This is a genomic window from Streptococcus anginosus, assembly GCF_001697145.1.
Taxonomy (GTDB): domain Bacteria; phylum Bacillota; class Bacilli; order Lactobacillales; family Streptococcaceae; genus Streptococcus; species Streptococcus hominis.
The window spans coordinates 450506-472364 of record NZ_CP012719.1; the positions used below are offsets into that span (position 1 = coordinate 450506).

Genomic DNA, 21859 nt, shown 5'->3' on the forward strand with positions numbered 1-21859 from the left:
TCATGAAGAATATTAAACATTTATACCAACATTTTACAGAAGAAGATCGTGAATTTGTTGATAAAAGCTTAGAAAAGATGCAGCGAGTTGAGGATTCTTATTCTTTTGAAGTAACTTCGTTTGTAAATCCATATCAAGTTGAAGTTTTACGCAATCTTGGAAATCATTTACAATTGCAAATATTTTCAAGTTCGGATTATTATACGAGTGAATTTGCTAAAGTCATTATTGCTCCTCTCTACTATGAGTTGCAATTAAGTGATTTTGAAATGGAGTTGTTAGAAATTAGCTATGCGAATAAATTTCACCATTTAACTCATTCGCAAATAATGGGAACGTTATTGAATCAATTAGGGATTGAACGTAAAGTTTTTGGTGATATTCTTGTAGCTTCAGGTAGAGCACAAATTATGGTAGATAAGAAATTCACTCAATTTTTCATCGATCATATCTCAAGGATAGCAAAGACACCTGTGAAATTAAAGCAAGTAGATTTTTCACAACAAATTATCGCTCAAACTGATTCAAAGCTAAGAGATGTGCTTGTCTCTAGTATGCGTTTGGATAAAGTGGTAGCTGCCTCATTTCATTTGTCACGAAGCATTGCCGCTCGGCTGATAGCAACAAAGCAAGTTAAGGTAAACTATTCCATGCTGGATAATCCCAGTCATCATTTGTTATTGAATGACTTAATTAGTGTACGAGGATATGGGAGAGTAAAAGTTTTAAGAGAAAATGGCTTTTCAAAAAATGGGAAGTACAAGTTAACTGTTGAATTATTGTCTAGTAAGTAAGGAGAAAATATGGCTATTACATCGTTAGAAATTAAAGATAAAGCTTTTGCTCACAAATTTAGAGGATATGATGTTGATGAAGTAGATGAATTTCTTGATATCATTGTCCAAGATTACGAAGATTTAGTTCGTGTCAATCATGAACAAGAGTCAAAAATTAAAAATCTGGAAGAACGTTTGACCTATTTTGACGAGATGAAGGATTCCCTTAGCCAGTCTGTATTGATTGCACAAGATACGGCAGAACGTGTAAAACAAGCAGCAAATGACCGTTCTGAAAACATTGTTCATAAGGCTGAGCAAGAGGCCCAACATTTGTTGGATGAGGCAAAATACAAGGCTAATGAAATTCTTCGTCAAGCGACTGATAATGCTAAGAAAGTGGCTGTTGAAACAGAAGAGTTGAAAAATAAAACGCGTGTTTTCCACCAACGTTTAAAATCAACCATTGAAAGTCAATTAAGCATTGTGAATTCTTCAGAATGGGAAGATATTCTTCGCCCAACAGCTACTTACTTGCAGACTAGTGATGAAGCCTTTAAAGAAGTTGTTCAGTCTGCTTTGGGTGAAGTCGTAACGACTCCAGAAGAAGATGAAGTGGATGTGACGCGTCAGTTCTCTCCAGAAGAAATGGAAGAATTACAAAGACGCATTGAAGAAGCAAATCGTGAATTAGCCGAAACACAAGCGTTTGAAACATTAGATGAGTCTGTCTTAGGATTAAATCTGACAAATGCTGAGATTTCAACAGATGATTCAGAAGCTACTTCAACAGAATCTGTAGATATTTTATAAGAGAATGTAAAAACAAGATGCTAACAAAATATTCGCAGCGAGCAGGTGATGGTGAGAGACCTGTAATCCCTTTTGTTAGGATTATCATTTTGCAAACTTAGATCTGAAAATAGTAAGATTTAACGCTTAACTCACGTTACGAGTAAGAGGGATAGGAATCTTATTCTTATCTAAATGAAGGTGGTACCACGAATTTTCGTCCTTTGGATGAATTTGTGGTTTTTTTATTTTAATTTGTTACTAATATGAAAAAGGAGAACTTATGAAATTAAAAGAAACACTTAATCTTGGAAAAACAGCTTTTCCAATGCGTGCTGGTTTGCCGAATAAAGAACCTCTTTGGCAAAAAGAGTGGGAAGATGCAAAGTTGTATCATCGCCGTCAAGAATTGAATGAAGGTAAACCACACTTTACACTTCATGATGGCCCTCCTTATGCTAATGGAAATATTCACGTTGGGCATGCCATGAACAAGATTTCTAAAGATATTATCGTTCGTTCAAAATCGATGTCTGGCTATTATGCGCCTTACATTCCAGGCTGGGATACTCATGGTCTTCCGATTGAGCAAGTTCTGGCAAAGCAAGGTGTGAAGCGAAAAGAAATGGATTTGGCAGAGTATTTAAAACTTTGTCGAGATTACGCACTCAGCCAAGTAGACAAACAACGAGAAGATTTCAAACGTTTAGGTGTTTCTGGTGATTGGGAGCATCCATATGTGACGTTGACTCCGGATTATGAAGCTGCTCAGATTCGCGTATTTGGAGAAATGGCGAAAAAAGGCTATATCTACCGCGGTGCGAAGCCAGTTTATTGGTCATGGTCATCTGAATCAGCTCTTGCAGAGGCAGAAATTGAGTATCATGATTTGATTTCAACCTCTCTTTACTATGCAAATAAGGTGAAAGACGGCAAAAATGTGCTGGATACAGATACTTATATTGTAGTTTGGACGACAACGCCATTTACTATTACGGCTTCTCGCGGTTTGACAGTAGGTGCGGACTTTGATTATGTTGTGGTAAAGCCAGCTGGGGAAAGTCGTAAATTTGTCGTTGCTTCTGATCTGCTCAATAGCTTGTCTGAAAAATTCGGCTGGGAAGATGTAGAGGTCTTAGCAACTCATCGCGGTGTTGAATTGAATCATATCGTGACAGAGCACCCGTGGGATGAGGAAGTAGATGAATTGGTGATTCTTGGTGACCACGTTACACTAGATTCCGGTACAGGAATTGTCCATACTGCTCCTGGTTTTGGTGAGGACGACTACAATGTTGGGATTGCAAATGGCTTAGAAGTAGCCGTTACAGTCAATGAACGTGGTATCATGATGGAAAATGCTGGTCCAGATTTTGCAGGGCAATTTTATGACAAGGTAGTTCCTACAGTAATTGAAAAGTTAGGTCAACTTCTCCTTGCGCAAGAAGAAATCTCTCACTCTTATCCATTTGACTGGCGGACGAAAAAGCCAATTATTTGGCGTGCAGTACCGCAATGGTTTGCTTCAGTTTCAAAATTCCGTCAGGAAATTCTTGATGAGATTGAAAAAGTGAAGTTCCACTCTGAATGGGGTAAAGTTCGTCTTTACAATATGATCCGTGACCGTGGAGATTGGGTCATTTCGCGTCAGCGGGCTTGGGGAGTGCCACTTCCAATCTTCTATGCGGAGGACGGCACACCGATTATGACAGAGCAAACAATTGAGCATGTGGCTGAGCTCTTTGCGGAACATGGCTCTATCATTTGGTGGCAACGAGAAGCGAAAGATTTGTTGCCAGAAGGATTTACTCATCCAGGGTCACCAAATGGTACGTTCACTAAAGAAACAGACATCATGGACGTATGGTTTGATTCAGGTTCTTCTTGGAATGGTGTAGTGGTCAATCGTCCTGAATTGACTTATCCTGCCGACCTGTATCTTGAAGGTTCTGACCAATATCGTGGCTGGTTTAACTCCTCTCTCATCACATCTGTTGCAAATCATGGAGTGGCTCCTTATAAACAAATCCTTTCACAAGGCTTTGCTTTGGACGGCAAAGGGGAAAAGATGTCGAAATCTCTCGGCAACACCATTGCTCCAAGTGATGTTGAAAGACAATTTGGAGCTGAAATCTTGCGCCTTTGGGTGACGAGTGTGGATTCTAGCAACGATGTGCGTATCTCTATGGATATTCTTGGTCAAGTGTCTGAAACCTACCGAAAAATCCGTAACACCTTGCGCTTCTTGATTGCTAATACTTCTGATTTTAATCCAAAAGAAGACGCTGTTGCCTATGATGACCTTCGCACTGTTGATAAGTACATGACTGTTCGCTTTAACCAACTTGTCAAGACGATTCGTGAAGCATATGCAGATTTTGAATTTTTGGATATTTACAAAGCGCTTGTAAACTTTGTGACAGTTGATTTATCAGCTTTCTATCTTGATTTTGCAAAAGATGTTGTCTATATTGAAGCAGCTAAATCATTGGAACGTCGCCAAATGCAGACCGTCTTTTATGATATTTTAGTAAAAATTACAAAATTGTTGACCCCAATTCTTCCACATACAGCAGAGGAAATCTGGTCTTACTTAGATCATGAGCCAGAAGAATTTGTTCAATTAGCAGAATTGCCAGATGCGTTGACTTTCCCTAATGAGGAAGAACTGTTAGATACTTGGACAGCCTTTATGAACTTCCGCAGTCAAGCTCAAAAAGCTTTGGAAGAAGCACGTAACGAAAAAGTGATTGGAAAATCCTTGGAAGCTCACTTGACTGTTTATCCAAATGAAGTCGTGAGAATGCTACTTGAAGCGGTTAATAGCGACGTTGCGCAACTTTTCATTGTCTCTAAATTAACAATCGCAGATGAAACAGCTCCTGAGCATGCTGTTGCTTTCGAGGATGTAGCTTTTACAGTTGAGCATGCAGAGGGACAAGTTTGTGAACGCTGCCGTCGGGTAGATGAAACAGTCAAAGAACGTAGCTATCATGCAATTGTTTGTGACCACTGTGCAGAAATCGTTGAAGAACATTTTGCGCAAGCAGTTGCAGAAGGATTTGAAACGAAATAATCAAAAGGGAGTGGGACAAAAATCGGTAATTTCGGAGAAATTTGATTTTGTCGTCCCACCCCCGCACAGTTGAGTAGGGCTGTAAAGGGTGATTCATCAACCACATAGAACCCACTCAATCACTGCGACTTGCAAGAAACTCATAAAAATCTGACGAGGTTAAGGACTTTTGTCCCAGCCTCGTCAGATTTTAATTTTAAAGTTGCAAATGCAACTAATGTATGTTATACTGATTTCATTGAGAATTTTCTATTTTATTGAGGATGGCTTCTAATTGAAAGAGTTCAGAGGAAGTCAAATCTTTCATGACAGTCTGGATATAGGTCGTTTCAAATCCAATCAATCGGTCGTAGATTTGCAAAGCCTTCGTCGTAGGGAAAAGCTCTTTAAATTTCTTATTTTGAGAGTTGACTTTCTTTGTGATAAATCCTTTTTCCTCTAGTTTTCTAAGGGAGCGACTAAGTGTTGTTTTATCAATTTTTACCATATGAGAAAGTTGAGATTGATTCAGTCCTTCATGCTCAACAATGCGGATAAGGATAAGAAAAAGATTATTATCTAGGTTGTATTGGCTGGCTTCATGATTCATATTCATCATGGCTTGACGAGAAATTATGCCCATTTGACGAAAGAGATGACGATAATCCATAAAAGGCTCCTTTTATAGTTGCATTTACAATTATTATATAATAAAGAAGAGGGGAAAACAAGTATGTGGTATAAAAGGACATTTGAGGAATTAACCACCTTAGAATTTTATAAATGTTTAAAATTGCGTTTGGAAACGTTTGTCGTAGAGCAAAATAGTGTTTATAATGATTTGGACGAGCACGATTTAGAAGCTATCCATATTTTTCATGAAAATGAAGTAGGCGAGGTAGATGCTTATGCGAGAGTATTTGAAACGGGCACTACTATTCATTTTGGACGTGTCGTAACAGCGGCTTCTACTCGCGGTTAAGGGCTTGGTCGTAAGTTGGTCCAAGCTATTATGGAGACTTGTGCTGAAAAATGGCCTGAAAAAGAGATCTACATAGAGGCGCAAGAGCAGGTGGTGGGCTTATATGAGAAATTTGGATTTGAAGCTGTTAGTGAACCCTTCATCTTAGAATCACGAGTACATGTGAAAATGGTTTACAAACGAGAATAAATGGGAAAATAAGTTTTGATAATGGGAAACGAAAGAGTCTGTTCCTAAAATAATTTAAGCCATTTTAAGAAAAGCACTCTATTTTAGTGGAAAATATGATAGAATAGCTGATAGGAGGAACAGTATGTTTCATAAAAGTAAGTTATTTTTTTGGACAACAGAAGTCTTACTACTAACCATTATCTTTTTTATCTGGCGGCAAATGGACGGCTTGATTTCCCCTTTTGTGAGCGTTTTAAATACGGTTTTAATTCCTTTTCTAATTGCGGGATTTTTGTACTATGTGACGAATCCTTTAGTGAAATTCCTGGAGAAAGAGCTGAAAATTAAGAGGATTTTTGGAATTTTGATTACCTTGGTTCTCTTGTTTGGGATTATTGCTCTGGGCATTATTTATCTGCTACCTATTTTGATTACGCAGTTGACAAGTTTGATTTCTTCTAGTCAAAATGTTTATGGAGAATTGCAAAATTGGATTAACCAGCTATCGCAGCACTCTCTCTTTAAAAATCTGAATATCCAGTCTATTATTAAGCAGTTAAATTTGTCTTATGTGGATATTTTGCAAAATATTTTAAATAGTGTCACCAATAGTCTGGGGAGTGTCGTTTCAGCAGTAGTGAATACATTTTTGATTCTCATCATGACGCCGATCTTTTTGGTCTATTTCTTAATTGACGGGGATAAATTACTGCCCATGTTGGAAAGAACTGTTTTGAAGCGGGATAAGCTCAACATCACGAAATTATTGACCAATCTTAATGCAACGATTGCTCGGTATATTAGTGGGATTTCGATTGATGCGTTTATTATTGGAACGTTGGCTTTCATTGGCTATAGTGTTATTGGTCTGAAATATGCTTTGATATTTGCTATTTTTTCTATGATTGCTAATCTTATTCCTTATGTGGGTCCAAGCATTGGGTTGATTCCGATGATTATCACTTATCTGATTGCTGATCCGAAAAAAATGGTGATTGCAGTTATATATATGTTAATTGTGCAGCAAATTGACGGAAATATTCTCTATCCACGGATTGTAGGTGGCGTGATGAAGGTGCATCCAATTACCATTATGGTTCTCTTGCTTTTGTCAAGTAATATTTATGGGATTGTTGGGATGATTGTAGCGATTCCGATTTATTCTATTTTGAAAGAAATTGCAAAATTCCTAGCGAATTTATATGATAATCATCGAGCTGCACAGGAGCAAAAGAAAAATGAGGAGTACGGAATTATTAATAAATAAGAGCAGGACGCTGAATAATTTCAAAGTCTGAAAGATGAATAGACATTCAGAAGGACTATGTCTTAATGTTTTAGAATGATGAATATAGGGAAGTGGAAGCAAACTAAATGCAACAAAAATTTAGTTTGGAATTCCACTCCTTTTTTTCTAATACGTTTTATTAAAACCATAAGTGTATTTTTATGCTAAAATAGAACTAATAAGATAGAGGAGGTACACCTATGGTAACACGTCGTAAATATTCTCCGCAGGAAATAAGAAAAGATTCTTCTTATTTCTCTCCTTTGAAGGCAATCATTGAAACAGCTTTTTATGAAAATCAGGTTGTTGCAATAAAAACGGTGGAAGAAGCGTATCAATTGGCTTCCGCAGCTGCTGGGACAGTTGTCTTAGATATGCCTGTCATTCATACAAAGGAACTGGGCTTGCCTTCTTATGCTCGCGTTTTATTAACGAATTCTGGAGCAGTCGTTGGTCGAACGGCTAAAGCTCGACGGATTTTTGGTAGGGACAGTGAGGAAGATGAAAAGTTGCTTTCGATAGTACGCAGTGCAATTTATCAGGCTCATCATCGAAAATTTTATAAGGCAGATGCAGTTGTAGGGCTAGATGAAGACTTTATGGCTTGTGCTCATCTCATGGTTCCTGAGGATGAAATCAACAATCTTTATTCTTGGCTTTTAAACTTTCAAATTTTGGATGAAGAGTTTAAAAATCGTTTGAGAGTTTCTAAAAAGTACGATGAAAATGATATATTTGTCTTTTTTGACCCCAAATGGAAGCATCCAGATTATCCTGAAGGGTTGGTTTATTTTGATACTCAGCACAATTGTGTCATTATTTTGGGTTTAAATTACTTTGGTGAGTTGAAAAAAGCGACCTTAACCTTAGCTTGGGCAACCGCTGCTAGAAATGGATATGTAGCTTGTCACGGTGGCTTGAAAATCTTTAAACAAAAAGAGGCTGAAAAGCAAGACTATGTAGCCTCCTTCTTTGGTTTATCTGGTTCAGGGAAATCCACACTGACACATGCCAAACACAATGGAAAATATGATATTAAGGTTTTGCATGATGATGCCTTTATTATTTCTGTCAAAGATGGGTCTTCCATTGCTTTGGAACCATCCTATTTTGATAAAACGAATGACTATTCCATTGGACATAGGGAGCAGGACTTTTTTGTAACAGTTCAGAATTGTGGTGTGACACTGGATGACAATGGTCTAAAAAAATTGGTGACAGAGGATATTCGAAATGGAAATGGTCGGACAGTTAAGTCTCGTTTTGCAACGCCAAATCGGGTCGATCGAATTGATGAACCTATCCAAGCCATTTTCTGGATTATGAAAGACGATTCTCTCCCGCCTTTAGTTAAAATCAATGATCCGCTGATGGCTTCTACGATGGGGTGTACATTGATGACCAAGCGTTCCAATGCTGAAAATGTGACTGGTAAGCATGATGATTTGGTTATTGAACCTTATGCTAATCCATTTAGAGTGTATCCATTGGTAGAAGACTATCGGAAATTTTGCAGCCTTTTTGAATCTGGTGTCGACTGTTATATCATTAATACTGGATTTTATATGGGAAAAGGGATTTCAAAAGAGATTAGTCTGAGTATTATTGAAAAAATTGTTGATGAAGAAGCAGAATTTAAACCATTTGGGCCATTGGAGGGTTTTGAATACATGGAATGTGAAGGGTATCCGATTCCGAATTTTGATGCTCGCTACAAACAATTACTTAGAGAAAGAATGCAAGTACGGCTGAACTTCTTGCTTGCCTTTAATCAAAAATACCCTAAAACGGCACTTCCTGTTGATGCAATTTCACGCTTGGAAACAGTTCTGCAAAATCTAGAATCTTAATAAATCATTTTCTTTGTAATTTCCCTCCAAATTTTTCTTTTTAACACTCCCTGTGCAAGAAGTCAAAAAGTATGCTATAATTAAGATTACTTATATATGAGGAGAGAACATTCATGGAAGACCCTAGCAGTCAGACCTTGTTACTGCAAGCTTTACTATTACTAGTTTTAACACTTTTAAATGCCTTTTTTTCAGCAGCAGAGATGGCGATGGTATCTTTAAATCGCGCTCGTGTAGAGCAAAAAGCTGAAGAAGGCGATGCAAAATACATTCGTTTGTTAAAAGTCTTGGAAAATCCTAATCATTTTCTGTCCACTATTCAAGTTGGGATTACTTTGATTACGATTTTGTCAGGGGCTAGTTTGGCCAATACACTCGGTCAGGAAATTGCTTCTTGGATGGGAAATTCCGAGACTGCAAGAGCCATTGCAAGCTTTTTATCTGTTGCTATTTTGACTTATATTTCGATTGTTTTTGGTGAATTGTATCCAAAGAGAATCGCTCTGAACCTCAAAGATTCCTTAGCGGTTCGTACAGCGCCAGTTATCATCTTCTTGGGAAAAATTGTCAGTCCCTTTGTTTGGCTTTTATCAGCCTCTACCAATCTGCTCAGTCGAATCACTCCCATGACCTTTGATGATGCAGATGAGAAAATGACACGTGATGAGATTGAGTATATGCTGACCAATAGTGAAGAAACATTGGATGCAGATGAAATTGAAATGCTGCAGGGGATTTTTTCGCTAGATGAGATGATGGCGCGTGAGGTAATGGTTCCTCGTACCGATGCTTTTATGGTGGACATCAATGATGATACCAAGGAAATTATTGAAAGCATTTTGAAGCAGAACTTTTCACGGATTCCGGTTTATGATGATGATAAAGACAATGTTATTGGACTGATTCACACCAAGCGTCTATTAAATGAGGCGTTTACTAATGGTTTTGATAATATTGTACTACGAAAAATTTTGCAGGAACCGCTCTTTGTGCCAGAAACAATTTTCGTGGATGATTTGCTGACAGAGTTGCGGAATACGCAAAATCAAATGGCGATATTGTTAGATGAATATGGTGGTATGTCTGGTCTGGTAACGTTGGAAGACCTACTGGAAGAAATTGTCGGTGAGATAGATGATGAAACAGATAAGGCTGAAGTAGAGGTGTATCAGGTTTCTGACCATATTTATTTCGTCCTTGGAACCATGAGTTTGAATGACTTTAACGAGTATTTTGAAGTTGAACTGGAAAGTGATGACGTTGATACCATTGCGGGTTATTATTTGACGGGCGTAGGTTCGATACCCGACGTGAAAGAGCGTTTGAGTTATGAAGTGGAAAGTCAGGGCAAAAAGCTCATTTTAACCAATGATAAGGTAAAAAATGGACGTGTGACAAAGCTCAAAGTAGAAGTTTCTGAAATAGTAGAAGAAGAGGAAGAAGTTGAGAAATAGTCTCAGCTTCTTTCGTTTTTCAAAAATTGATAAGTTTACTTTACTTTTTATAAATATGTGAATGACATTAAAAATAAAGGAAGCAGATTGATGACAACGACATTCTTCCTTTATTTTTAATATTGAAGAGTGAATTTTGTGAAGGGTCATGATCATTTTTGCCGTTTGGAAAAGTCAACGAAACGGAATTTTTCGAGTTTATGACGACTATCTGTAAACTGAAATTGCTGTCCGTCTGCAAGATAAACTTTGGATTTGACAGAGACGACATGGTGGTCATTTCCAATGTTCATCAATATTTTATCGCGATTGGTGGCTGGATCAATTGTGATTTCTTTTTGGGCGTAAGAAATGTGTAGTCCCAGTTCATCTTCTAAATAAGCATAAATTGAATGCTCTGCAATTTCACGGCTAATAGAAGGGACAAAACTCTTATCAAGGTAATCAATATCCAAGACGGAGGCAATCCCGTCAACGACCCTTTGGCGAATAATCCGCCACACCAGACGGTATTCAGGAAAACCAGTAAGACTGGATAATTTTTTATCAACTGTAATTTTTTCTAACTGTATGACATTGGTTTTAGAATTCATTCCATGTTGCCGGACAAGTTCTTGGTAACTAGTTAGGTTGGAAACGGGAAAGTCAATCTGTTCTTGTTGGATGACTTTAGAGCCTTGACCTCTCATTTTTTGAATGAGACCAGCTTTTTGAAGCAAATCAAGCGATTTACGAATCGTGTCACGGCTGACCTTGTAGGTCTGGACAAGTTCGTGTTCGCTAGGAAGATAATCATTCATCTGATATTTCTCGTTTAGAATATCTTGTTCTAAGAGTTTAAAAATTTGTTCATATTTTTTCATGATATCCTCACTTGTTTTCTTTTTAGCATACAACTAAATAAATTTTACCAAAAAAGGCTCTTTTTTGCACAAACAACTTGCAGACATCTTTGGTATCGTTTACAATAAATGTATCAATCAATTGTACAATGATGAAAAAAGAAGGAGAGTGTTAGGTTAAGCCTAGCCAAACAGAAAATGGGAAAATTTGAAAAAGACGCCAAGACCCTATTAGAGGCTATCGGCGGCAAGGAAAATGTCTCAGCTGTCAGCCATTGTGCAACTCGGATGCGCTTTGTATTGGCAGATGAAAAGAAGGCAGACGTAAAAGCAATTGAAGCCATTCCAGCTGTAAAGGGAACTTTTACAAATGCAGGGCAGTTTCAAGTCATTATCGGAAATGATGTGCCGATTTTCTACAATGATTTTACAGCTGTTTCAGGGATTGAAGGAGTATCAAAAGAAGCAGCTAAAGCCGCTGCCAAAAGCAATCAGAATCCAGTACAACGTGTCATGACAATGCTGGCGGAAATTTTCACTCCAATTATTCCAGCCATTATCGTTGGGGGGCTGATTCTCGGTTTCCGCAATATTCTGGAAGGTGTACAGATTCAGGCACTCGGTCAAAAAATGGTTGACGGTGTTGCTCAGTTTGCTAAAGACGGTACTCCGATTTACAATACAATTGTGGATGTATCACAGTTCTGGAGCGGGGTAAACTCATTCTTGTGGCTACCGGGTGAAGCGATTTTCCACTTCTTACCTGTTGGTATTGTTTGGTCTGTTTCTCGTAAAATGGGAACCAGTCAAATCCTCGGTATCGTTTTGGGAATCTGTCTGGTGTCTCCTCAGTTACTTAACGCTTATGCAGTAGCTGGTACGCCAGCTTCAGAAATTGCTAAAAACTGGGTATGGGATTTTGGTTTCTTCACAGTTAGAAAAATTGGATACCAAGCACAAGTTATTCCAGCTCTGCTTGCAGGATTGTCGCTATCTTATCTTGAAATCTTCTGGCGCAAACGCATTCCAGAAGTTGTGTCCATGATTTTTGTGCCATTTTTATCCTTGATTCCAGCTTTGATTCTAGCGCATACAGTCCTTGGTCCAATTGGTTGGACACTTGGACAATGGCTGTCAACAGCGGTGCTTGCTGGTTTGACTGGTCCTGTTAAATGGCTCTTTGGTGCGATATTTGGTGCCCTCTATGCTCCGTTTGTTATCACTGGTCTGCACCACATGACCAATGCCATTGATACACAGCTGGTTGCAGATACAGGCGGTACGGCGCTATGGCCAATGATTGCCTTGTCCAATATCGCTCAAGGTTCAGCTGTATTTGCTTACTATCTGATGAACCGTCATAATGAACGTGAAGCACAGATTTCTCTGCCAGCAACGATTTCTGCTTATCTAGGTGTTACAGAACCAGCCCTTTTCGGGGTCAACGTGAAGTACGTCTACCCATTTGTGGCAGGGATGATTGGTTCTTCTATCGCAGGTCTCTTATCCGTAACCTTTAACGTAACAGCCAATGCTATCGGAATCGGTGGAATTCCAGGTATCTTATCTATCCAAGCTAAATACATGCTTCCATTCTTCCTTATTATGTTAGTAGCTATTGCAGTACCGATGATTTTGACTTTCTTCTTCCGCAAGACAGGCATGTTTACAAAGACAGAAGATGAAAGTGTCAAATCACCGCAAATTGAAGCCATTGACGAAGCTAAAGAAGCAGCAGCAAAAGTGGATTTTGCAGAAATTGTCAGCCCGCTTGCTGGAGAAGTCAAAGAATTAAGCCAAGCAACCGACCCTGTCTTTGCTCAAGGCGTGATGGGACAAGGAGTTGTCATTCTTCCAAGTGAGGGAGAACTAGTGGCCCCTGTGAACGGGACGGTATCAGTGCTTTTCCCAACCAATCATGCTGTTGGAATCGTGTCAGATGAAGGTGTCGAATTGCTCATGCATATCGGTATGGACACTGTTAATCTCGACGGAAAAGGTTTTGAAGCTCATGTGGCTCAAGGAGACAGAGTGAGCGTAGGTCAGAAACTGGTTAGTTTTGATATAGCAGCTATTCAGGAAGCTGGCTTAGTGACTGAAACACCTGTGATTATCACAAATCAAGAGCAATTTCAGGCTGATGAACAGGGAACATTACCGCGAACTGTTAGACGTGGAGATAAGCTGATGACAGCTACTCGAATCGGGTAAAATGTTTGATACGAGCTATGGTGAGCAGGATTTTATCTAACGAATAGACAAATTTATCTCAGTAATCCATTTGCTTCACTGCTGGAAATCCAAGCAGCAATCTCTTAACGAGAGGCACAAAGGCTCGTAGCAAAGAATAAAAGTAACGATAAAGGGGAGGAGCGCAAGCCCCGCCTCTTTCTTTTAGAAATAGAAAAGGAAGACAAATGGCATTAGATAAGACAAAAGTCGTCTATCAAATTTATCCAAAATCATTTAAAGATACGACCGGCAATGGGATAGGAGATTTTCAAGGCATTATTGAGAAAATTCCTTACCTCAAAGAATTAGGAGTGGATATGGTCTGGCTCAATCCTTTCTATCCCAGCCCGCAGCGTGATAATGGTTATGATATTTCAGATTATACGGCTGTCAACCCTCTTTTTGGGACGATGTCTGACTTTGAAGAGATGGTCCAAGTTGGGAAAGAATACGGCATTGACTTCATGCTGGATATGGTCTTAAATCATTGCTCGACCGAGCATGAATGGTTTCAAAAAGCTTTAGCTGGTGATCCGTACTACCAAGATTTTTTCTTTCTGCGCGATGAGCCAACAGACTGGCTGTCTAAGTTTGGCGGCAGCGCCTGGGCACCTTTTGGAATAATGGGCAAGTACTACCTGCATCTTTTTGATGTGACGCAAGCTGATCTTAACTGGCGCAATCCTCATGTCCGTGAAGAACTTTTCAAAGTTGTCAATTTTTGGCGGAACAAGGGTGTCAAGGGTTTTCGCTTTGATGTCATCAATCTGATTGGAAAAGATGAGGTGTTGGAAAACTGTCCGGAAAATGATGGTAAGCCTGCCTATACGGACAAGCCCATTGTACATGACTACCTGCACATGCTGAATGAAGCGACTTTCGGACAGGCTGACTCATTTATAACTGTCGGAGAAATGAGTGCGACTACTATTGAAAACTGCATTCTCTATACAGATCCGGAACGTCACGAATTGTCTATGGCTTTCAATTTCCATCATTTGAAGGTGGATTATGAAAATGGTCAAAAATGGAGCTTGAAAAAATTTGATTTCGAGGAACTCAAGCGTCTTTTCCATACGTGGGGCAAGGAAATGAGTGACCATGATGGCTGGAGTGCTCTATTTTGGAACAACCACGACCAGCCACGTGCCTTAAATCGTTTTGTTGATGTTCAGCATTTCCGCAATGAAGGAGCAACCATGCTTGCGGCCAGCATTCATCTATCTCGCGGCACGCCGTATATTTATATGGGAGAAGAAATCGGCATGGTGGATCCAGACTATGACTCTATGGCAGATTATGTGGATGTGGAGTCTATCAATGCCTATCAGATGCTGCTGGAGCAAGGCAAAACACCAGAAGAAGCTTTTGCAATTATTCAGGCCAAATCTCGCGATAATTCTCGCACTCCCATGCAGTGGGGTGATTCAGCAAATGCTGGCTTTACGACAGGCAGTCCTTGGCTTAAAGCAGGGAAATCTTATCCTGAAATCAATGTTGAAAATGAGATGCAAGGACCGATTTTCACTTTCTATCAAAAACTGATTGCCCTTCGCAAGGAGCTTCCTATCATTGCCGAAGGCAGCTATCGACCAGTTTATGAAGACAGTCAGCAAGTTTATGCTTTCGAGCGTCAATTAGGTGACGAAAGACTTCTGGTACTCAATAACTTTTATCCAGATCCGATTACGATAGATATTTTACCAGAGTATCAAAATGGCGAAGTGCTCCTTTCCAATTATGAAGAAGCTCAAACAGCAGAAGTTGTAACCTTAAGACCTTATGAAAGTTTGGCAATTATTGTAAATAAACACTAAATGCAGCAATAAATCCTAAAATCGACTGAATTGTTCAGCCGATTTTTTAAAACCCGAGAGAAAGCGCTTGTATTATCCTTTTGTTTTATTTATAATAATTACGGTAGAAATACATCTCAAGGAAATTTGATTTCTAAATTATGATGTAAAGGAGAATATATGAAAAAAACTTCAAAACAATTGCCTGTATTGTTTGCGACAGCTATTTTGTTAGCTAGTAGCGTTCTAAGTCCTGTTGTTCAAGCAAATGAGGCGAGCTCTTCAAGTTCAGAAACTTCTGTAACAATGACTTCAGAGTCTAGTTCTGTTGCTTCGACAACACAGTCGCAATCATCAGAAATAACTTCTGAAAGTTCAGCAAGCAGTACGAGTAGTACGAATGAGCCGAGTAGCACAAGTGAAGAAACACCTAAGACAGAAGCTTCAAGCAGTGAAGCAAGAGCCACTACTTCTGAATTTACCGAGGTAGCCAATATTGGTCAAATTCAAGGCGAAGCGCATGAATCGCCTTATAATGGGAAAAAGGTGCGTGTGTCAAATGTAGTCGTCACTAAAACGGATCAATATGGCTTTTATGTACAAGATATCAAAGCTGACGGGAACACAAAGACTTCAGATGCTATCTATGTAGTTTCAAAGGAAAAAGTAGCTGTTGGAGACCGATTGACGATTGAAGGTGAAGTTAAAGAAGGTTACATGGAGTCGCTCAGCATCCGTCCGGGACAACAATTTCAAAAGCCGGCTGGTAGCTTGACTGTCACGCAATTGATAGCTTCAAAGGTAGCAAAAGACGGAACAGCGGTATTGCCAGCTCCTGTCAATATTTCAGAGCGTATGCCAAAAGATATCGTAGACAATACTCCGACTGTCTATGATCCAGAGCATGACGCCTTGGACTATTGGGAAAGTCTTGAAGGCATGTTGACAACAGTTAAAAAACCTCATGTGCTTGGACCACAATATCGCGGGGATATCTACCTGTTGCCTGCTGGCTATCAAGAATTACCGTTAAATAATATCGGTGGCGTCAATTTACGTCCGAATGTACAAAATACGGCAACCATTCCAGTTTATGTGGGAAATAAGTTTGTTGCCAAAGCCAAAGATTACTTTAATGAAGATGTTGTTGGAGTCGTGAGTTATCGCAGTAAAGTCTTTAAGTTGGAGCCAACCCAATTGCCAGCTTTGCAAGACGGTGGTTTGCAAAGAGAGGTTTCTAAACTTTACCCAAGTGAAGATAAATTGACGATTGCTTCTTACAATATCGAAAACTTCTCGGCGAACAATGCAACGGGCGAAACACCTGACGCAAAAGTGGAGAAAATTGCCAAATCCTTTATCAATGAAATCCATAGTCCAGATATTATCACACTCATAGAAGTTCAAGATAATAACGGAAGTGTCAATGACGGCACAGTAAGTGGTGTTGAAAGTGGGGAAAAGTTAGCTGCTAAGATTAAACAATTAGGCGGCAAAGAGTATAAGTATGTCGAAGTAGCTCCTGTTGACGGTGCAGACGGAGGAAAACCTGGCTCCAATATTCGTGTAGCTTTCTTGTACAATCCTCAACGAGTGAAGCTAGTAGAACGTGAAGCAGGAAGTAGCACAGAAACGGCTGCTTTCAAGGACGGTCATTTGGTGAAAAATCCTGCCAGAATAGACCCAGCTAATCCAGTCTTTGAAAAAGTTAGAAAATCTTTAGCAGCAGAGTTTGAATTTAAAGGCGAACGGATTGTCGTGATCGCCAATCATTTGAAATCCAAGCTCGGGGACGATGCGGTCTATGGTTCAAAACAGCCTGCAGTGCAAAATACATTAGCGCAGCGGATTGAGCAAGCTAAGTTGTTGAATGCCTTTGTCAAAGAAGGGTTGAAACAAAATCCTAATTTGAAATTTGTTTTGACTGGTGACTTCAATGATTTTGAATTTTCAGAGACAGCAAAAGCAGTTGCTGGTAATGAATTGGTAAATATGATGCTCAATCATGATGCAGCTGATCGGTATTCTTACTTCTACCGTGGCAGCAATCAAAGTTTAGACAATATCTTTGTTTCAAAAAATATTGCGGATAAAACAGTATTCTCACCAGTTCATATCAATGCTTCCTTTATGGAAGAACACGGTCGGGCGTCAGATCACGATCCCGTTATTGCACAGCTTGATTTTAGTCAGAAGAAAGGTAATACGACACTGACACAACCAAATGAACCAAAACCTTCTGGTGACACCACAATGCCACCAAATAAAGATGATAAACTAACTAAAAAGAGGATTTTACCATCTACAGGAACAACAGGCGCTGAAGTCGCTGTTGTAGGGAGTGTCATCTTAAACGCAACCCTCCTTTGGCGAAAGAAAGTGGCGGATTAAAAGGAATAGATGATAAACGATAGAGTTTTAGACTTCTCTCGTTTTTTGAAAAATATTGAAAATGAAACTGAAAAACAGATTATTTTCTAAAAAATAGACAAATTGTCCCTCTATCTAGAAAAGAAGTGTTATAATAGTATTATAAAACGTTTTCAAGAGGATAAGACGATGGAAAAAGAAGTAATTGATTATGGAAAAGTAACAGGAATGGTCCATTCAACTGAAAGCTTTGGAGCTGTTGACGGGCCTGGCATCCGTTTCATTGTCTTTTTACAAGGTTGTAAGATGCGTTGTCAATATTGTCACAATCCAGATACATGGGCAATGGAAACAAATAATTCAAGAGAGCGAACGGTGGAAGACATCTTGCAAGAAGCGCTTCGTTATCGTGGTTTTTGGGGTAAAAAAGGTGGGATTACAGTAAGTGGTGGTGAAGCCCTCTTGCAGATTAATTTTGTGACGGCTCTCTTTACCAAGGCTAAAGAGCTGGGGATTCATTGCACTTTAGATACTTGTGCGATGCCTTTCCGCAATACGCCAGAGTATCTCAAAGTTTTTGATCGCCTGCTTGAAGTGACTGATTTAGTGTTGCTGGATATTAAAGAAATCAACGATGCCCAGCATAGATTTGTAACAGGACATACCAATAAAAATATTTTGGAATGTGCAAAATATCTATCTGATAAAGGTGTTCCAATGTGGATTCGTCATGTTTTGGTTCCGACTTTGACAGACCGTGATGACGACTTAAAAGAGTTAGGTGAGTTTGTCAAAACCTTAAAAACAGTTGATAAATTTGAAGTGCTGCCGTATCATACAATGGGAGAATTCAAATGGCGTGAATTGGGTATTCCTTATCCATTAGAAGGCATAAAACCACCAACTGCTGATCGAGTAAAAAATGCCAAAGAGCTTATGAAAACAGAATCCTATACCGAGTACATGAACCGCGTACACAATAGTTGATACAAAAAAGTGAAATGTTAATAAGCACTCAAGGAGTTAGCCAGAAAAGCTGACAATTGGGTGCTTTTCTATTACTCTCTTTGTGAAAATCTTAAAATTGTGCTAAAATAGGGTGTATAAAAAGTTTATGAGGTACTATCATGTCTAAAATTTTAGTTTTCGGTCACCAAAATCCAGATTCAGATGCGATTGGTTCAGCTGTAGCCTTTGCTTACCTTGCACGTGAGGCTTATGGATTGGATACAGAAGCGGTTGCTTTGGGAGAACCAAATGAAGAAACAGCGTTTGTCTTGGATACTTTTGGTGTAAAAGCACCGCGTGTGGTGACATCTGCAAAGGCAGAAGGAGTTGAGCAAGTCATTTTAACAGACCACAATGAATTTCAACAATCTATTTCTGACATTACAGAAGTAGAAGTGTACGGTGTTGTGGATCATCACCGTGTAGCGAATTTTGAAACGGCAAGTCCATTGTATATGCGTTTGGAACCTGTCGGTTCAGCTTCTTCTATCGTTTACCGCATGTTTAAAGAAGCTGGCGTAGCTGTACCAAAAGAACTGGCTGGTCTGATGCTCTCCGGTTTGATTTCAGATACCCTTCTTTTGAAATCACCAACTACACATCCAAGTGACAAAGTCATTGCTCCAGAATTGGCTGAATTGGCTGGTGTGAATTTGGAAGAATACGGTTTGGCTATGCTTAAAGCTGGAACGAACTTAGCCAGCAAAACAGCAGAAGAACTGATTGATATTGATGCTAAAACATTTGAATTAAACGGAAATCAAGTTCGTGTGGCACAGGTCAACACAGTTGATATTGCAGAAGTTTTGGAACGTCAAGGTGAACTGGAAGCAGCTATTGAAAAAGCAAACGCAGCTAATGGTTATTCTGACTTCGTTTTGATGATTACCGACATTGTCAACTCAAACTCAGAAATCCTGGCAATCGGTCGCAATATGGATAAGGTAGAAGCAGCTTTCAATTTTGTTCTTGAAAACAACCACGCTTTCCTTGCTGGTGCTGTTTCTCGTAAGAAACAAGTCGTTCCGCAATTAACAGAAAGTTTTAATGCTTAAGAATAGAATAAAAAAGGAGTTTCGGCTCCTTTTTTGATACAATAGTTCTATGAAAATTCAAGATTTACAAAATGGGGATTTGCTTTTTGTGTCCAGTCAATCTGATATGGCAGAAGCTATTCAGCGATCAACTGGGCGGTATAATCATGTGGCGATCTTTTTTGACGGCTGGATTTACCATGCGACAAGCGAGCGGGGAGTCATAAAACTGCCGATAGAGGAATTTTTACAGGACGATGAATGTTATGGTGTCTATGTTTTCCCTGATATAGATGCGAAAGCTGTCTGGAAAAGAGCAGAACAACACCTTTACAAGCCTTATAACAATAGCTTTTATCCAAATGCGACAGGTTTTTACTGTTCTGAATATATTGCGGAAATTCTCCCCATTTTTGAAACTATTGCTATGCAGTTCGGTGATGAAGATGAGAAAATTGCTCCTTTTTGGCAGCAGTATTACAAGGAATTGGGGCTAGCTGTTCCTCTTCATCAGCCGGGAACCAATCCTAGTCAATTGGCTCAATCCGAAAAATTAGTTTATAAAGGAAGATTAGATGATTAAAGTAATCAATCCCAGTCGTTTGACACGTCAGCCCTTTTTTCATAAATTGATAAATTACTTAGACCGACATGACGATGTTACTTTGCGAGAGATAAAGCATGAATTTGCAAACTTTTCCAATATTGATCGCTCCATGGAGGAATATATCAAAGCAGGATATGTACTTCGGGAAAATAAACGCTATCGTCAAAGCGTTCCTCTATTGGAAAATGTGACGGATTTGTCTTTGGATCAGGAAGTCTTTGTGCGAGATGACAGTCCTCTTTATCAAGAATTGCTGAATATGCGTTTTGAGACACATTTAACCAATCAAACAAACCAAGCTATTTTAGTAGAAAAAACGGATTTTCTCAGAGAGCAGTTGACGCTTTCCGATTATTTTTATAGGTTGAAACAACAATATCCATTGACCAATCAGCAACAAAAACTCTATGATTTGGTAGGAGATGTGAATCCTGAGTATGCTTTAAAATATATGACGACCTTCCTCTTAAAATATGGTCGCAAAACTGAGCTGATGCAGAAACGGCGTGATATTTTTGTAGATGCTCTAGTGATTTTAGGTTATATTGCGCCTAACGAAGCAGGGAAATATGAATTAAAATTGGATTTTGATAAGGAAACATTGACCTTTCGTGTAAAGAAAGCATTAGATAAACCTTAGAATAATAAAATTTTAAGGTTTATTTGATAGATTTATAAGTATAAGGTTTAAGTTTAGCAAGATTTGGTAGTCACTAAATCATTTCATGAAAGGAATGTATCGTGAATCTTTTAGCAAAAATTCGTCCGTCTCAGCCGTTGAAGTATTTGAAATGGTTTGATATTGTCATTGTGACAGCTCTGTTGTTTGGACAATTTATTTATCGTTCAACAGAACTTTATCTTGCGAGCTTGTCACCGTCCACTACGGCAGCAGTAACAGATACAGCTAGTAAAATAGCAAGTGACGGAGCAGCTTATTCCAGTAATTTAGAATTGCAGCTTCTCATGTTAGCTTTGACGATAGCCTATTTAATACTTCGCCGTTTTGACTTTAAGCAGTTGCCAATTCGTTTATCGTGGTCTGTACTCTTTTGGGTTCCATTTATCTTTGCGGTTATGGGGATTCTCGCGGATACAGTGACGACCCTTAGCGGAGAATACAATTATTTTGATCCGCAATTGTGGAAATATATTGATTTGACGGAAATTTTCCGCAAATTTATTGATTTGACACCTATGGCTATTCTCTATGCTTTGCTCAATGGCTTCTATGAAGAATTTTTCTTCTTAGGTTTATTGACCTCAGTGAAAGATAAATATAAGTGGTGGGTTCTTCTTTATTCGACGATTATTCGCGTTTCTTTCCATACCTATCAAGGAATGCTCTGGGCACTGACAATTGGTGTTGGCTTTGGAATTCTCTATTATTTTCTTTACAAATATAATGTTAAAAACCTCTTACCATTCTTCCTCGTGCATGCACTTGCAGATATGTTTGGGTCAAGTCTGATGTATGTTTTGATTAGTTGGAGAAAGTAAAGTCATAAAGCAAGATTTTGATTTCTGAAGAATTGTGCTCATCTCTCCTTGCTAGTATAAATTTTCTTAAATAATTAAAGGTCGAAAACGTTTGTCTCGACC

The 21859-nt window shown here is 39.0% G+C and carries 16 protein-coding genes and 1 pseudogene; 15 read left to right on the top strand and 2 right to left on the bottom strand.

What is annotated here, in order from left to right:
* The first annotated feature begins 2 nt into the window (after positions 1-2).
* From SanJ4206_RS02270 to ileS, 3 genes are all read left to right on the top strand, one after another.
* Complete coding sequence (locus SanJ4206_RS02270) at positions 3-794, top strand: YlmH family RNA-binding protein (protein ID WP_003028357.1); 792 nt, start codon at positions 3-5, stop codon at positions 792-794.
* Positions 795-803: 9 nt separating this feature from the next.
* On the top strand, positions 804-1589 hold the full coding sequence (locus SanJ4206_RS02275; RefSeq protein WP_003028356.1) for a DivIVA domain-containing protein: 786 nt from the start codon (positions 804-806) through the stop codon (positions 1587-1589).
* A gap of 262 nt (positions 1590-1851) precedes the next feature.
* Positions 1852-4644, top strand: a complete 2793-nt coding sequence (gene ileS, locus SanJ4206_RS02280) for an isoleucine--tRNA ligase (RefSeq protein ID WP_003028355.1) — start codon at positions 1852-1854, stop codon at positions 4642-4644.
* Between the two features lie 235 nt (positions 4645-4879).
* Here ileS and SanJ4206_RS02285 read toward each other — a convergent pair whose 3' ends face one another.
* Positions 4880-5293: a MarR family winged helix-turn-helix transcriptional regulator gene (locus SanJ4206_RS02285; RefSeq protein ID WP_003028354.1), complete on the bottom strand. Its 414-nt coding sequence runs from the start codon at positions 5291-5293 to the stop codon at positions 4880-4882.
* Between the two features lie 63 nt (positions 5294-5356).
* Here SanJ4206_RS02285 and SanJ4206_RS02290 point away from each other — a divergent pair.
* The 4 genes and pseudogenes from SanJ4206_RS02290 (at position 5357) to SanJ4206_RS02305 (ending at position 10368) form a co-directional block, all read left to right on the top strand.
* Positions 5357-5794 (top strand): annotated as a pseudogene (locus SanJ4206_RS02290) (GNAT family N-acetyltransferase).
* A gap of 124 nt (positions 5795-5918) precedes the next feature.
* Complete coding sequence (locus SanJ4206_RS02295) at positions 5919-7043, top strand: AI-2E family transporter (protein WP_003028351.1); 1125 nt, start codon at positions 5919-5921, stop codon at positions 7041-7043.
* 221 nt (positions 7044-7264) lie between these two features.
* Positions 7265-8914, top strand: a complete 1650-nt coding sequence (locus SanJ4206_RS02300; RefSeq protein WP_106382580.1) for a phosphoenolpyruvate carboxykinase (ATP) — start codon at positions 7265-7267, stop codon at positions 8912-8914.
* Between the two features lie 113 nt (positions 8915-9027).
* Complete coding sequence (locus SanJ4206_RS02305) at positions 9028-10368, top strand: hemolysin family protein (RefSeq protein WP_003028348.1); 1341 nt, start codon at positions 9028-9030, stop codon at positions 10366-10368.
* A 152-nt stretch (positions 10369-10520) separates the two neighbouring features.
* Here SanJ4206_RS02305 and treR read toward each other — a convergent pair whose 3' ends face one another.
* Positions 10521-11231, bottom strand: a complete 711-nt coding sequence (gene treR / locus SanJ4206_RS02310) for a trehalose operon repressor (RefSeq protein ID WP_022525174.1) — start codon at positions 11229-11231, stop codon at positions 10521-10523.
* Positions 11232-11408: 177 nt separating this feature from the next.
* Here treR and treP point away from each other — a divergent pair, with 177 nt between their 5' ends.
* From treP to SanJ4206_RS02350, 8 genes are all read left to right on the top strand, one after another.
* Positions 11409-13421, top strand: coding sequence for a PTS system trehalose-specific EIIBC component (gene treP / locus SanJ4206_RS02315; RefSeq protein WP_003028346.1), 2013 nt, complete (start codon positions 11409-11411; stop codon positions 13419-13421).
* A gap of 206 nt (positions 13422-13627) precedes the next feature.
* The gene (gene treC, locus SanJ4206_RS02320) at positions 13628-15259 is read left to right on the top strand and encodes an alpha,alpha-phosphotrehalase (protein WP_022525175.1); all 1632 of its coding nucleotides are present in this window, start codon (positions 13628-13630) and stop codon (positions 15257-15259) included.
* 159 nt (positions 15260-15418) lie between these two features.
* On the top strand, positions 15419-17629 hold the full coding sequence (locus tag SanJ4206_RS02325) for an endonuclease/exonuclease/phosphatase family protein (RefSeq protein WP_022525176.1): 2211 nt from the start codon (positions 15419-15421) through the stop codon (positions 17627-17629).
* A gap of 168 nt (positions 17630-17797) precedes the next feature.
* Positions 17798-18595, top strand: coding sequence for a pyruvate formate-lyase-activating protein (gene pflA / locus SanJ4206_RS02330; RefSeq protein WP_003028343.1), 798 nt, complete (start codon positions 17798-17800; stop codon positions 18593-18595).
* 140 nt (positions 18596-18735) lie between these two features.
* Positions 18736-19671 (top strand): manganese-dependent inorganic pyrophosphatase, encoded by a 936-nt coding sequence (locus SanJ4206_RS02335; protein ID WP_003028342.1) that lies wholly within the window; start codon positions 18736-18738, stop codon positions 19669-19671.
* A gap of 49 nt (positions 19672-19720) precedes the next feature.
* Positions 19721-20233, top strand: coding sequence for a YiiX/YebB-like N1pC/P60 family cysteine hydrolase (locus tag SanJ4206_RS02340; protein ID WP_003028341.1), 513 nt, complete (start codon positions 19721-19723; stop codon positions 20231-20233).
* Entirely contained in the window at positions 20226-20897 is a 672-nt protein-coding gene (locus tag SanJ4206_RS02345) for a DUF1803 domain-containing protein (RefSeq protein WP_003028340.1), read from the top strand. The genes SanJ4206_RS02340 and SanJ4206_RS02345 overlap by 8 nt, the downstream gene beginning before the upstream one ends.
* 101 nt (positions 20898-20998) lie before the next feature.
* Positions 20999-21757, top strand: a complete 759-nt coding sequence (locus SanJ4206_RS02350; RefSeq protein ID WP_003028339.1) for a CPBP family intramembrane glutamic endopeptidase — start codon at positions 20999-21001, stop codon at positions 21755-21757.
* Positions 21758-21859 lie beyond the last annotated feature (102 nt).

Bases quoted from the DNA above. Each gene is read 5' to 3' on its own strand.
- SanJ4206_RS02345 (WP_003028340.1), top strand. From the start codon at position 20,226: ATGATTAAAGTAATCAATCCCAGTCGTTTGACACGTCAGCCCTTTTTT.
- SanJ4206_RS02305 (WP_003028348.1), top strand. From the start codon at position 9,028: ATGGAAGACCCTAGCAGTCAGACCTTGTTACTGCAAGCTTTACTATTA.
- SanJ4206_RS02340 (WP_003028341.1), top strand. From the start codon at position 19,721: ATGAAAATTCAAGATTTACAAAATGGGGATTTGCTTTTTGTGTCCAGT.
- SanJ4206_RS02285 (WP_003028354.1), bottom strand. From the start codon at position 5,293: ATGGATTATCGTCATCTCTTTCGTCAAATGGGCATAATTTCTCGTCAA.
- treP (WP_003028346.1), top strand. From the start codon at position 11,409: ATGGGAAAATTTGAAAAAGACGCCAAGACCCTATTAGAGGCTATCGGC.
- treR (WP_022525174.1), bottom strand. From the start codon at position 11,231: ATGAAAAAATATGAACAAATTTTTAAACTCTTAGAACAAGATATTCTA.
- treC (WP_022525175.1), top strand. From the start codon at position 13,628: ATGGCATTAGATAAGACAAAAGTCGTCTATCAAATTTATCCAAAATCA.
- ileS (WP_003028355.1), top strand. From the start codon at position 1,852: ATGAAATTAAAAGAAACACTTAATCTTGGAAAAACAGCTTTTCCAATG.
- SanJ4206_RS02335 (WP_003028342.1), top strand. From the start codon at position 18,736: ATGTCTAAAATTTTAGTTTTCGGTCACCAAAATCCAGATTCAGATGCG.
- SanJ4206_RS02295 (WP_003028351.1), top strand. From the start codon at position 5,919: ATGTTTCATAAAAGTAAGTTATTTTTTTGGACAACAGAAGTCTTACTA.
- SanJ4206_RS02270 (WP_003028357.1), top strand. From the start codon at position 3: ATGAAGAATATTAAACATTTATACCAACATTTTACAGAAGAAGATCGT.
- pflA (WP_003028343.1), top strand. From the start codon at position 17,798: ATGGAAAAAGAAGTAATTGATTATGGAAAAGTAACAGGAATGGTCCAT.
- SanJ4206_RS02300 (WP_106382580.1), top strand. From the start codon at position 7,265: ATGGTAACACGTCGTAAATATTCTCCGCAGGAAATAAGAAAAGATTCT.
- SanJ4206_RS02275 (WP_003028356.1), top strand. From the start codon at position 804: ATGGCTATTACATCGTTAGAAATTAAAGATAAAGCTTTTGCTCACAAA.
- SanJ4206_RS02325 (WP_022525176.1), top strand. From the start codon at position 15,419: ATGAAAAAAACTTCAAAACAATTGCCTGTATTGTTTGCGACAGCTATT.